At 36.4% G+C, this 13,417-nt stretch carries 11 protein-coding genes; 8 read left to right on the top strand and 3 right to left on the bottom strand.

Going from position 1 to position 13,417, the window contains the following annotated elements; genetic code table 11:
• Nucleotides 1–85 precede the first annotated feature (85 nt).
• From phoB to ABJD71_RS08935, 7 genes are all read left to right on the top strand, one after another.
• Nucleotides 86–775, top strand: coding sequence for a phosphate regulon transcriptional regulator PhoB (gene phoB, locus ABJD71_RS08965; RefSeq protein WP_348167699.1), 690 nt, complete (start codon nucleotides 86–88; stop codon nucleotides 773–775).
• Nucleotides 776–849: 74 nt separating this feature from the next.
• Nucleotides 850–2,178, top strand: a complete 1,329-nt coding sequence (gene phoR / locus ABJD71_RS08960) for a phosphate regulon sensor histidine kinase PhoR (RefSeq protein ID WP_348167696.1) — start codon at nucleotides 850–852, stop codon at nucleotides 2,176–2,178.
• Nucleotides 2,179–3,089: 911 nt separating this feature from the next.
• Complete coding sequence (locus ABJD71_RS08955) at nucleotides 3,090–4,250, top strand: outer membrane beta-barrel protein (protein ID WP_348167693.1); 1,161 nt, start codon at nucleotides 3,090–3,092, stop codon at nucleotides 4,248–4,250.
• 30 nt (nucleotides 4,251–4,280) lie between these two features.
• A complete protein-coding gene (locus tag ABJD71_RS08950) occupies nucleotides 4,281–4,808 on the top strand; it encodes a polysaccharide biosynthesis/export family protein (protein WP_348167690.1) in 528 nt (175 codons plus the stop codon).
• Between the two features lie 28 nt (nucleotides 4,809–4,836).
• Complete coding sequence (locus ABJD71_RS08945) at nucleotides 4,837–7,029, top strand: polysaccharide biosynthesis tyrosine autokinase (RefSeq protein WP_348167687.1); 2,193 nt, start codon at nucleotides 4,837–4,839, stop codon at nucleotides 7,027–7,029.
• Between the two features lie 137 nt (nucleotides 7,030–7,166).
• Nucleotides 7,167–7,331 (top strand): CpsB/CapC family capsule biosynthesis tyrosine phosphatase, encoded by a 165-nt coding sequence (locus tag ABJD71_RS08940; protein WP_348167684.1) that lies wholly within the window; start codon nucleotides 7,167–7,169, stop codon nucleotides 7,329–7,331.
• 177 nt (nucleotides 7,332–7,508) lie between these two features.
• Nucleotides 7,509–7,820 (top strand): CpsB/CapC family capsule biosynthesis tyrosine phosphatase, encoded by a 312-nt coding sequence (locus ABJD71_RS08935; RefSeq protein ID WP_348167680.1) that lies wholly within the window; start codon nucleotides 7,509–7,511, stop codon nucleotides 7,818–7,820.
• A gap of 138 nt (nucleotides 7,821–7,958) precedes the next feature.
• Here the strand turns inward: ABJD71_RS08935 and ABJD71_RS08930 are convergent, their stop codons facing one another.
• The 3 genes from ABJD71_RS08930 to ABJD71_RS08920 form a co-directional block, all read right to left on the bottom strand.
• Nucleotides 7,959–8,990 (bottom strand): glycosyltransferase, encoded by a 1,032-nt coding sequence (locus ABJD71_RS08930; protein WP_348167677.1) that lies wholly within the window; start codon nucleotides 8,988–8,990, stop codon nucleotides 7,959–7,961.
• Nucleotides 8,983–9,522 carry a serine O-acetyltransferase gene (locus ABJD71_RS08925; protein WP_348167674.1) on the bottom strand — a complete coding sequence of 180 codons (540 nt, stop codon included), beginning with the start codon at nucleotides 9,520–9,522 and terminating at the stop codon, nucleotides 8,983–8,985. The genes ABJD71_RS08930 and ABJD71_RS08925 overlap by 8 nt, the downstream gene beginning before the upstream one ends.
• 227 nt (nucleotides 9,523–9,749) lie before the next feature.
• Nucleotides 9,750–12,431 (bottom strand): AMP-binding protein, encoded by a 2,682-nt coding sequence (locus ABJD71_RS08920; RefSeq protein ID WP_348167671.1) that lies wholly within the window; start codon nucleotides 12,429–12,431, stop codon nucleotides 9,750–9,752.
• Between the two features lie 419 nt (nucleotides 12,432–12,850).
• Between ABJD71_RS08920 and ABJD71_RS08915 the strand changes: the two genes are divergently transcribed.
• Nucleotides 12,851–13,417 (top strand): hypothetical protein (locus ABJD71_RS08915; RefSeq protein ID WP_348167668.1); only part of this gene is annotated, 567 nt, incomplete at its 3' end.

Below are 13,417 nucleotides of genomic sequence, written 5' to 3'. Positions count from 1 at the left end.
CAAACTTAAATACTAACCTTAATAAAAGTGTCACAAAAAGTATGAATAATCGTGTCTGTCTTCGATGTATTAAGGAAACTCTAGAATGGCAAAACGTATTTTATTAGTAGAGGATGAAGCTCCAATCAGAGAAATGTTGAAGTTTGTACTTGAACAGTCGGGTTATGAAGCAATAGAAGCTGAAGATTATGATGTCGCATTAGAGAAAATTATTGAACCTTATCCAGATCTAATTCTATTAGATTGGATGTTACCCGGTGGGACAGGTGTCCAGCTTGCTAAAAAACTTAAGCAGCATGAATATGTTAGAGACATTCCAATAATAATGTTGACTGCTAGAGGTGAAGAGGAGGATAAAATAAGAGGCTTAGATGCAGGGGCCGATGATTATGTTACTAAGCCTTTCTCCCCTAAAGAGCTTGTCGCACGTGTTAAAGCGGTTATTAGGAGGGTAACTCCAACATCTAGTGAAGATGCGATTGATTTTCAAGGCTTAAAACTTGACCCAGTTTCACATCGTGTTACTTCAAATGATATACCAATCGAAATGGGACCAACTGAATTTAAATTGTTGCACTTTTTCATGACGCATGCAGAACGAGTGTATAGCAGAGAGCAATTGTTAGATAATGTTTGGGGGACAAATGTGTATGTTGAAGACAGAACAGTAGACGTGCATATAAGAAGGCTTCGTAAAGCTTTATCTAGCTTTGAACATGACAATATGATTCAAACAGTGAGAGGCGCAGGGTATCGTTTTTCAAGCAAGCTTTAATAAGAGAACGAGCCCCAGTTTGCGTTAATTTCAAGGCTGTAAATTTAGGTTAGAAATAAGGATTAGTAACTATTATGTTTAAGCCGCCCCCTTGGCTACAAAGTACGCTTAAGTTTATTGTATATATTACGATAGTGGTCTCTCTTGGGTATTTTTTAGAGCAAGTGTTATTTGTATCTCTCATAGGGGCTTTAATGTTACTTGGTTGGAGTTATGTTCGCTTATACCGCTTAGACTATTGGTTATGGCATAGTAAGAAGATGTCTCCACCTACGTCTCGTGGAATATGGGCTCATATTTACGAAGGAATATATAACTCTAATTTAAAGAATCGAAAAAAGCGAAAAACATTAGGTGAAATTGTTCGTCGTTTTCGCCAAGGTTCTGAAGCTTTGCCTGATGCGGCTGTAGTGGTAGATAAGATAGGTTGCATAACCTGGTGCAACAGGTTGGCACGAATTGAACTAGGGCTTAGATATCCAGATGATATGGGGAAATTATTGAGTGACATTATTACTGATCCCAAATTCGATGTATTTTATGAAGCCAAGCGGTTTGAATACCCAATCGAAATTACGTCTCCCATTAATCCGAATAAAGTGCTCGAATTTAGAGGCGTGGCTTATGAAGATGATCATCTAATGTTGCTCGTAAGAGACGTCACTAGACTCACGCAAATAGAGAATATGCGTAAAGATTTTGTAGCAAATGTATCCCATGAATTAAAAACGCCGCTTACCGTAATCAATGGGTATTTAGAAATGTTACCTGAAGAAGGTGAAATGCCTGCCCCAATGATGAAAAAAGCAATTTTAGAAATGCGGGCTCAATCTTTACGAATGCAAAGTTTAATTGAAGAGTTACTGGTTTTATCAAGAATTGAAGCGAGCACAGAACGAGCTTTTGACAAGTTGGTTAATGTGCCTCAAATGTTATGGCAGATTCAAGTAGAGGCAGATGCCTTAAATAGAGATCGGGGGCATAAAATTTTCTTTGATATTTCTCCTATTTTATATTTGTATGGAATTGAAACTGAGTTACGAAGTGCCTTTTCAAATTTAATATTTAATGCCATTAATTATACGCCAAACGGTGGTGTAATAGAGTTGAAATGGCGCTTAGAAGGGGCCAAAGCTACCTTCAGTGTGAAAGATAATGGTGATGGCATTTCTGCAGAACATATTGATAGGCTAACAGAACGTTTTTATCGGGTTGATAAAGCAAGATCACGTAAGACAGGCGGCTCTGGGTTAGGCCTATCCATAGTGAAACATGTATTGTCTCATCACAACTCAAAATTACATATAAACAGTTCTGTTGGTAGAGGAGCCCTGTTTTCATGTCATTTCTCTGAAGAGTTAACGTACCTATCTGATGAATCAAAAACGTCAATATCAATGTGAAATCTATTTTTAAATTCATATCACGATAGAAATTCATATTTCAGCAAACGTTATTGTTCAGAAATATCTCGGTAAGGTATGCACTACTTAACAGGTCGCTTAGCAAGTTTGTAAAAAATAATGTCTTAATTTCTTACAATTATTAGTATTATAAGAACTTGGTCGCATAAATAGCCATTAACGCGTAAAAGATAAAATTATAAAGAGTGAAAATACCTTAAAGACCATGGTAAAGTAGCTTTCAGGTTCTAGATTATAGTTCTACTGTTTAAATAAAATAGAAATTAAACACCTGTATTACATACTATTTACTTAGACGTGTATATTTTTACAAAGGCTGAGAAAACCTGAAAATATTTCTACGATGATATCCAGAGTAAAAGCTATTTACACACGTGTTTTATCAACAAATTATAGAAAAGTATATTTTCTAGCTTGCTTTAGAGCAATGGAGGACTTAATACTATTATATTGCAAATGAATGGTGAAAATATCACGTTGGATAAAGAAAATAATGATGTAAAGCAAGAGCCTTCGATGCAGGAGTTTTTAAGTAGAATGCCGTTAAATATTGTTGACAGTTTCACAGACAAGCAGCTCTTACATTTAAAAGTCGCTTTGGGTTCTCGAAAATGGGCAAAGCACAACGTAGATGTTAGAGGTACTTTTTTTTATTCCATTTTTCAGAAATAGAATTTATTACGTTTTTTAATGGGGCGTAACTATAGAGAGCTATCTCGTAATGAGAAAGCCCTATTAAGTCTTAGTTTATTGATTTTTACTACAATGCTAGTGTTTGTGTCTATTGTGTTAGGTTTGCTTGCGTTGTATCTAGTGAAATCTGCTTTGGGAATTAATTTGTTTCAAAACTTTTCTCTAGGGATATGGGATTGGTTTAAGGAGTTATTGTATTGAATCTTTCATTGAGTAAAAAGAATATATGTATTTGTCTTTGCATGTTGTCTGGGTCAAATGCGGTTTTTTCACAAGAGCTTGGCTTTAGTTCAGAGGCTGAGTTGAAAGTTAGTCACAATAGTAATATCTACCGCACTACCTCAGAGGTAAACGACAACATATTGTCTATAAAACCTACCTTAGAATATCTAGGTGCTTACGGCAAGCAGGCAATAAGGTTTCATTATGTAGGTGGTTATGCAGCGTTTAATGATAATACAAATTTAAATTATGCAGAACATGATGTGTTAGTTAGTGCAGAACTTGATCATACCAATAAATTGAGTACTGAGTTTACTATGAGGTACAGAGACCAAATCGAAACTCCTGGCTCTAACAATTCGATAACTACACAAGTCTTAGAGTACAATCAGTTTGCTGTTTCAGACCTATTTGCAAGCTTGATGTACGGTACATCACAAAGCTCTGGGCAAATAGTTATGCAATATGCCCACAGTAACTTTGATTATAGAAATAATGGACAAGAGTTTCGTAGTTATGTCAGAGATTTACTGTCAGGTAACTTTTTTTATAAAATAGGGGCTAATACCCGTTTCTTGTTTGAAGCAAGTATTAGTGATTTAAGTTACGAAAATACTGACTTAATAGATTTAACCAGTTTCCAAACTCGATCTTTGATAGGAGTTGACTGGTCACCAAGTGCAGCTACGTCAACCTCACTTAAGGTGGGTTATCTAAATGTTGATTATGATAACAATAACCTTTCAGATTTATCAGGGTTATCCTATTCATTTGATTTAAAGTGGCGGCCAAGCACATATACGCTAATACAGGGGGCTGCAATTCGAGATGCCAGAGAAAGTGCTGAGTTGTTAGCAGGCGGTTATATTAATAATCAGTTTTCAATCAGTGCTTCTCATGAATTGACATATAAAACTAAGATTTTTGTTGGTTACATACATTCAAATTATGATTTCGACTCCGCTGTAAGGCGTGAAGATACGCGAAACGACTTAACGGCGAAATTAAGCTTTCAATCAAAGAATTGGTTGAATCTATATTTGGAATATAAAGTTGATAAAAGGAGCTCACTAATAGAGTTTTATAATTACAATGCCAACATAGTCAGTGTTGGTGTGTTAGCGTCTTTTAATTAGATTAGTAGTCATTCGTTTCAAGGAGTAAAAATGAAGTACATATATAATTTTCTAATAAGTTTGGTGTTTTTGCAGTGTACTTATGCAGTAGCGCAAGGAACCCAATCTTATTTGTTATCAACAGATGACGTAATATCAATAAATGTTTTTGATGAACCTGATCTTAACGTTACATCAGCAAAAATTACTGATGATGGCAGTGTTTCTGTACCTTTGTTAGGGCCAGTACAAGTTAAAGGGAAGACTGTTAATGAGGTTGAGGTACTACTTACTGCTCTATTTGGAGCTGACTACCTTAAAAAGCCTAGCCTTACAGTAACGATAGATGAGTACAGACCTTTTTATATAAATGGTGAAGTGCGAAACCCAGGAAGCTATGCTTACAGAACTAATATGACTGTGCAGATTGCTGTGACAATTGCTGGCGGGTTCACTGATAGAGCCTCCAAAAGTAATGTTTTTTTATTGAACGAAGATGGTTCTGAGCGTGTAAAAGTGACGTTACAAGAGCAAGTTAAACCCGGTGATGTAATCACTGTCGATGAAAGTTTCTTCTAGTTGGAAGTGGATTAAGAGGTATTAGAAAATGGCATTTCAAGAACGTAATATGGCAAACACATCAGATTCAGAAGATATAGTCGATTTAGCTCAATATTGGATTACGATAAAAAGAGCAAAGTGGGGAATTCTATTAATAACCCTAGTGTGTTTATTGGTTGGTGTTTTAATTGCACGCACAGCAACACCGGTTTACCAAGCTGCATCTAAAATATTAGCTGATCCTCAACAACCAAATGCAACCTTTGAAACAGCACCGGTTAGTTTTGCTATGATCCCTTTGTTTTATCAAACTCAATATGAAATTATTCAATCAAGAACCATAGCAGAGTCGGTAGTTGACAAGTTAGAACTCGTTGATAGGTATAAAAGAGAGCAAGCCAAAAAGTTAGCAGAAGAAAAAACGTTTTTGCAAAAAATCAAAACAAAAGTTTTGGGGAAAAGCGCTGCTGACACTAAACCTTTAACAGATGCAGAAATTAGAGGTTTATTGGCATTAGAGCTTCGCTCCAACTTATTTGTGAGCGGCGGAGAGCAAACTCAAATAATTAATGTTAGTTATCAATCAGAAAACCCTAAACTAGCCGCAGATATTATTAACACCTTAGCACAGTCTTATATTCAATTTGGTCTAGAGGCTCGTTTAAGTGACGTTAAAGATACAGAAACTTGGTTAAGTAAACAGTCTGCAGAGTTAAAAGATCAATTAACTAAAGCAGAAAACAAGTTAAGAGAATTTAGAATCCAACAAGGTGTAGTAGATTCAAACCTACAACAACAAGATTCTAACTCAAGAGTTCAGACGTTAAGCGACCAATTAATTAGTGCTCAAACTCAGTTAAGCTCTGCTGAAGAGTTGTACCTTCAAGTTCAAAAAATTAATTCTGACTCTAATGAGTTTTTGACACTGGGACCAATTCAACAAAACCTCACGATTAGACAGTTGGTGACTGAAGAGTCTCGCTTACAAAGCAGAGCGAATGAATTGTTTGAACGATATAAAGAGAAACATCCTAAAATGATTTCTGCAAGAAGCGAGCTTAAAAGCGTAAAAGCTAGTTTGGCTTCGGAGGTTCAAAAAGTTGTAGGCGCTATAGAAAGCGACTATGAATTGGCAAAGCTACAAGTAAAAAATATATCGACATTACTACAGCAGGAAAAATCAGGTATTCAGTCTCTTCAAGGCTCTAACTATACTTTAACAGCACTTGAACGAGATGTTGAAAATAAGCTTAGAATTTATGAATCATTTAATGAGCGTTTAATGGAAGCTAATATTAAAGGTGATTATACAGCTTCAAATATTCAAGTTATTGATTATGCATCAGTCCCTAAAAGACCAATAAGCCCTAATGTAAAAATTATTATTCTATTTGCTACCTTTTTAGGTGTAATTCTTGGTGTGTGTATTGCGCTACTTCGTGAAATGTTGAATAAAACATTTCACACTCCAGAATCTCTAGAAGAAAACCTTAATATTCCGTCACTTGGAATCACTATGGCTCTTAAGAAAAAAGATGCCCATGGGATACCAGAAATGGAGTACTCCAAAGATACTGAAACTGTGTTTGCTGAGTGTGTTAATACTATTCGAACGAGTTTACAATTTTCGGATATTGAAAGGCCACCTAAGACAATTTTAATTAGTTCTGCAAATAGCTCTGAGGGAAAGTCAACGTTAGCTATGAATCTTGCTGCAGCATATAGCCAGTTAGGTAAAACATTACTATTAGAAGTGGATTTGCGAAAACCAAGTGTTGCGAAAAACTTAAATATAAGAAGCAATATTGGGTTAACTGATATTTTAAGTGATGCAAAAACTTTTGATGAGTGTATTGTTAAAACTTCTGCAGTTAAAGGGTTTAGTGTACTGCCATGTGGGCATATACCTCATGATCCAATTGGCCTTCTATCTTCCCAGCGTTTTTCTGACTTGTTGAAAACTCTTCAATTTGAATTTGATCATATTATTCTAGATGGGCCTCCTACTTTACCTGTAAGTGATGCTTGTGTTATTGCCAATCATGTAGATGGCGTGATTATGGCTGTGAGAGCAGAAGATACTAAAATTAGAGTTTCCAAAGAAGCTGTTAGTCGTTTGACTAAGTTAAATGCTAATGTAATTGGTGCGGTTTTGACTGTTGCAGAACCTCAAAAAATGAGTTTCTATGGTGACCATTATCACTCTGGTGAATATTACGGTAATAGTAAGGGGGCTTAAATCTTAGTTTGCTGAGAGTATGTACTGTTTCTTGGATGTTTTGTTTTTAGTGTCAACCTATATCAAGACCTAAATTTGTATTTCACTATGTATACACTATTTTAATGGTCTGCTAATTAGCTTTAGGTCTAGTTAAAATGATAGATATTCACAGTCATATTCTCCCTAGTGTTGATGATGGAGCTCGGCGTCAACAAGAAGCGATTGAGATGTTAAGAATTACCATTGACCAGGAGGGTGTTAAACAAGTATTGACACCCCATATTCCCGCTGGTGGTGTAACAATTCTAAACAAGCTCTAGCAGATAGTTTTTACGATTTAGAGATGTGGTTGCTTCACAAGGTCTTTTTATTAAATTACTTTTAGCTGCTGCAGTAAGGATTGGTGTCGACTAATATCTTTAGTTCAAGAAAATGAAACTCCTTGGTTTGGAGAATATTAAAATAAAAAACTATTTTTGCTTTAATTTCCTCGCATAGTGATACCCAATGGAAGTGACCACTTAGTTCGGTGGGTGAACCAACGAAATATAATGCTCATTATTGTCCACCCTGAGCGAAACCAAAGCTTTTTACGAAATGCAATTAAGCTTCAAGCCTTTATTGATTTAGGATGCTACCTGCAAGTAACAGCAAGTAGTTTAACTGAAAAGGTTGCTCATGGCGTAAGAGTCATGGCTGAAAAATTTTTAGTACATGGACATGTAAGTACTATTGCCTCAGACTGCCATAACGTTAATGGAAGAGCTCCTCACTTACTTGAAGGTCTTAAGATTATTGTGAGAGGTTAAAGCTAAACGCGTAGTCAAAGATATATCAAAGCCCTTAATTGCTAAAAATAACTTTCACTAATAAAGTCATTAGGTAGAACTCATATTCGGGTTACAAGTAATGAACGAAACAACCCGAATATTTAATTCAATCTTCTTTTAGACTGTTTTTGTTGGTATTTCAATAGAATCAATAGTATCTGAGTTATTTCTGTTTGCAAAAAAGCCTCTTATTAATCCAAGTGTATTAACGTTCCAAGACACCACAGAATAGATTCCTTTAATTAAGCTTTTCTTTTTGATTGTAATTAATAACAAAGGAATTGCGAGAATGGCAATTGCTATCGTACTCTTTGATAGTATGGAAATGTTCAGAAATGTGATGCTAATAAGGGAGAACCACCATAAGATCACCGCGCCGTATAGGCGCAATTCAGTTACGTCCTTTAGCAATAATTTGAAGTGAGATTTTCCAACAGAGGCTCTAAGAATTTCGCCAACTCCTTTAATATAGCCTGAGGTCCATCGCTTTAACAATAACTGGTAAGGAGGTGCGTCATGACCCCAATGCCTTACGGCATCTTCATCTATACGATGTAGTTGCCAATTTTTTGCTCTGAGTCTCACTGCTAAGTCTAGCTCTTCATAGCTATGCAGGTTTCGATCGGAAAAATGACCTACGCTATCCACTGCTTTTTTACGGTAAAGGCCTCCCATAGCAAGTCGATCAACTTGCCCTTCGTACATGTGTTCAGCCGCTCGTTCAACTCGAGCTTGAAACTCTAAACTCTCGGTATTCATTTCGATTACCTTTCCGCCTACACCCGCTACCTCAGGTTTTTTCTGGATAAATTCAAGTGCTTTGGGTAAAAATGTTTCGAGCATTTGCATATCACCATCCAATATATAAACGAACTCACCTTGAGAGTATTGATATCCAAGTTGAGGCCCAATACCACAGCAGCGTTCATTAGCATTAGATAATTGTACTATTTTTATCGGGTAACGTTGCGCTATTTGAATAGTGTTATCGGTCGACATTGAATCTGCTAGTATTACTTCTCCGCCTATTTTTTCAATAGCCTTTAGTGCGCTTTCTAATGCAATAGAAATTTTCTTTTCTTCATTAAGTGCTTTTATTATTATTGATACTACACACTTTTTTTCTTCTTGAATTGATTGATTATTCATTAGACGTGTCCATTGAGGATGGGTTTTGTTTAGGTAATCGAATTTGAGCAGGAACACCAACTGCAATGGCCCTCGCAGGTACATCTTTGATTACAACCGCATTAGCACCGATTTGAGCATCATCACCAATAATAACACCTCCAAGAATTTTTGCCCCGGCACCAATATTTACTCGGTTACCTATTTGCGGAGCCTCAAAAGGCGCATCCATTTTACGATTTCCAATTGTTACACCTTGTCGAATAATACAATCATCTCCTAGTTCAGCATTGCCATGAATAACTATGCAACCTGAGTGTTCGATGATTAATCGTTTTCCGATTTTAGCTGAGACACCAATTGTGATACCAAAAAATACCTCGCTAAATTTAAACAAAATTATGTGTACTATCGCTAGAGGGTATCTAATAATTTTGGTTTTAAACTTATATCGTAGGTGACCAAAACGATAAAATTGTAACGCCCAAAATCCTAATGAAAGTAACCCCTCATGAGACGCTTTTAGATCTTGAAAAAAATTCGAATTTCTCATTTTTGTGCCTCCTTTATATGGAGTGTTTTTGTTTGAGTGAAAACATAGCCATAATTTAGATGACTTAAAGGTTTTGTATACAAGTTAAATGCCATAAATTTTGAGAGGGAGTTTGATATCGAACCCTAATAATACATATATATGGAACGATATAAAAAGAAGCGAAGTATATAAACTTTTATATTGCTTCGCCATACTTTCTTTTACGGTACTGTACAACTTTTGATTTATTCACCAAATCTAGACATTTCATTTTCTATTATCGTAGCTAGTTCAGCATGGTTTGCTTTGTCCATAGCAATACTTACATGATCTCCGCTAGAGTGACTCGTCGATATAAGGTTAACAAATTCACCTAGGCCATAATCTGATGGCCAGGTTCTAAGTCCATCCCACCAAATCGTTTTAGTTCCTTTTATTAATATTGAGTCTACGTCGCATGGCTTAAGGCTATAGTGTTCTAGTTGCGTTTTGCTAATAGTAAAAGCCCCTTTTAATTTAGGTAACTTCAATGAGTCTTTAAGCTTAGCTCTATTATTAGAGTCTAAAGGGTTGCCCACGTAGTGCTTTGCTTGAGAATTAAAGAGCTTCTCTAAATAGAGTCGTGGCTTGTGTTTTATGTATAGCTTCAGAACGTCTTTCAATGGTTTTCTTGGAGCTTTTTCAAAGATTCTTGCTTCGATTAGTATTAGGTATGCCTGCTTTCCCATTGCTTTTAAAGTACGAGCAATTTCCAAGCTGATTATCCCCCCCGATGAGTGACCACATAAATAATATGGGCCGTCTTTTTGAACTTCTAAAAGCTCTTTAATTAGCTTGTCACACACAGAGGTAATCGTTTTATACTCTTCATTTTCAAAGTTTGGGTATAAAAAACCATAAGCTGAAATGTCATCAGAAAACATATTTCCAAAATTATGAAAAGATACTATGTGCCCATCCATTCCTGGAGTAACAAAAATCTTTGTTTTTGTGCTCGATGGTTTATTATCTAAATGTACAATTATGCTTTTGGGTTTAGAGTCATCATCAACAGAACCATTCTTTATAGCTTTTAATTGTTCTGAAAATGTTGGGTGTGCATATATAAATTCAAAATCGCAATTTAGGTTGAAGTCAGCATTCATGGTATGGAATAGTTGAACAGCGCCAAGGCTATCACCACCTAAATCAAAAAAGTTACTATCATCGAGAACTATTCCAGAAGCACCTGCATAAAACCATATATCCAAAAGTCGTTTAGCTATTTTGTCGTTATTATCGATACCTGAACGGTTTTCTGATAAATTTTCTTCAGCTGTGGATATCAATGCATTTCTATCGAGTTTGCCATTTGTATTCAGGGGGAGAGAATCGATAAAGTAAACCTTGTTAGGGACCATGTATTCAGGTAATGCAGTGGTCAATTGTTGCTTTATCAATATTTCACTTGGGTTGTCTGAATTTGAGTTTCTTAGAACAAAAGAGACTATTTTCAGAACTCCTTTAATATCTCTGGCTCCAATAACAATACTTTGTTCGATACCATCTATTTGATTTAACCAATATTCTATTTCTTCAGTTTCAATTCTGACACCGTTTATTTTTATCTGAAAATCTTTTCTGCCTTTAAGTTGAAGATTACCGTTTGAATTGACAATGCCATAGTCACCGGTTGCGTAGTAACGCCTTTTATCAAAATCAACAAATTTTGTTTTATTAAGTTCATCTCGGTTTAAATAACCAGGGGTTACGCCATCGCCAGAAATGTATACCTCGCCCAATACCTCTTGTTCTACTGAATGTAAGCTTTCATCAAGTAGAATTACATCTGAATGTTTAAATGTAGTGCCTACGAATGTAGTATTCGTAACAGCCCCTCTGTCAACTTGCCAAGTAGTTCCCATACAGGCAACTTCGGTGCAGCCATAAATCACCCAGATTTCTGCATTAGGAAATATTGCTTTGCTCCGTTCAAGCAATGAGGAGGGGATCATATCTCCGCCACTAGATATATGCCTGATGTTAGTATAATTACAATTACTATCTTCAGAATGTCGTACTAGTGACTCTAAAAGGGCAGGGCCCATATGAAAGCAACTGGATTCACTAACAAGCTTTGCTAAAGTACCTGGGTTTAATAGTTTTTCTCTAGCTTCTAGCTTTAAACTTCCTCCACAATAAAAAGGCAGTAAAAGGTCGAAAAGGCTAATGCTAAATGAGTATTTTGCAATCGATAGATGAACATCAGACTTTTCAAATCGATAAGTTTCAGATGCGCTTTCCATAAAACTTTGGATGTTTTTATAGCTGAGCTTGACACCCTTCGGCATTCCTGTAGAGCCTGATGTGTAGAATATAACTGCGGTGTCTGTTAATTTTGCGCAACTAGTTTTATAAAAGTTATTGTTATCAGATATTTTCTGGTGTGTATCAAGATTAACTATTTCACAGTGTTTTAATGCACGGAAGTCATATTGCAAACTTTCTTGCGTCAATATTACTTTAGGGGCCACCTCTTCAAATATTGCGTCTATACGCGCTTTTGGCCAAGATGTGTCTATTGGGATATAAACTGCTCCGGTCATTAATATTGACAGTAGAGCTATTGGAATGTGTTCTGAGGGAGCTAAAAAAACAACAACGTTGTCCTCTGCCCCTAGTCCAAGAGATTTTAGGTGAGAACTTAGTGCTAAAGCAGCATTAAAGTAATCTTTATAGGACAGTTTTTTTGATTCAGTCTCAATTGCAATTTTATGACCTTGATTTATTGCGAGGCTTTCAATTTTATCTATAATCTGCGTTTTATCACTCATTGTATAAACGTTCGGATTGCCTTTTTTAAAGTTAATTACCTTTGAAAGAAGACTAGACGAACGGCGACTCCCTTTGATGTGTATGATATTCCGTACAGGTTGGTTGCTAGTCATTTGCAGCCCCTATGTTTAATAATTTGGGGCGAAGAACAAAACCTAAAAAGATGTAAAGTAGATTATTAATATACATTAATTCCTCAACAGCTGGCAAGTCTAGAATACAGCCATTTACATCTTTAAATAATAACATTTTCATCACAGTTTAATCCTAACAAAATTGGAGGGTATTCTATTTATCAGAACTTATTGTACTTGTAGATTTTGAGATGAAATATTCCTTTCAAAATACTGGTGTATCTAAATTCATACTGTCTTGGCTCGTTAGCTCAATTTACCGCTTATTAATTTGAAATTGGCGGTTACAGTCAGCTAATACTAGCGTATGGACCTTCATATTTATCGGATATAAATTTTCCGTTTTAATTTTAACTAATTGAGTTAAGTGCAAGAACTAAATTGGTTGAGATCTGAAAATGAAAGAACACAATGCATCACGCTTTATATACAGTTATGTACATAAAAATAGCGGTAACTTATTGTCTATCTTGTTATCTTCAATTCTGTTAACCGGTTGTGGCGGAGGAGAGTCCTCAGAGCAAATCACAAACTCTACTTCACCACCTCAAGAAGTTATTGAGCCTGAAACTGTGGTTGTAGTTGAAGAGCCTGTATCTGACGAAGAGCCAGCTAGTGAAGAGGGATTGGGTTCAGATGGTTCTTCAAATAGTGGGGGCGATGAGTCTGTTTCAAATGGCCAACAGGGTAATAATGCAGGTTCATCAGCCGTTATTGAGTTGAAGCCTAGTCAACCTGAGGTGGCACAGCCCGTAGTGATTGAGCCGGAAGTCGTTCAGCCTGAGGAGGTACAGCCCCCAGAGGTGATAGAGCCGCCAGAGGTGATTGAGCCACCAGAGGTGATTGAGCCACCAGAGGTGATTGAGCCACCAGAGGTGGTACAGCCCCCAGAGGTGGTACAGCCCCCAGAGGTGGTACAGCCCCCAGAGGTGGTAGAGCCCCCAGAGGTGGTAGAGCCCCCAGAG

The sequence above is a fragment of the Paraglaciecola sp. genome (genome assembly GCF_039943935.1).
Classification (GTDB): Bacteria; Pseudomonadota; Gammaproteobacteria; order Enterobacterales; family Alteromonadaceae; genus Paraglaciecola.
The sequence above is the reverse complement of the archived record's forward strand: the minus strand, read 5'-3'. Positions and strand labels throughout refer to the sequence as shown.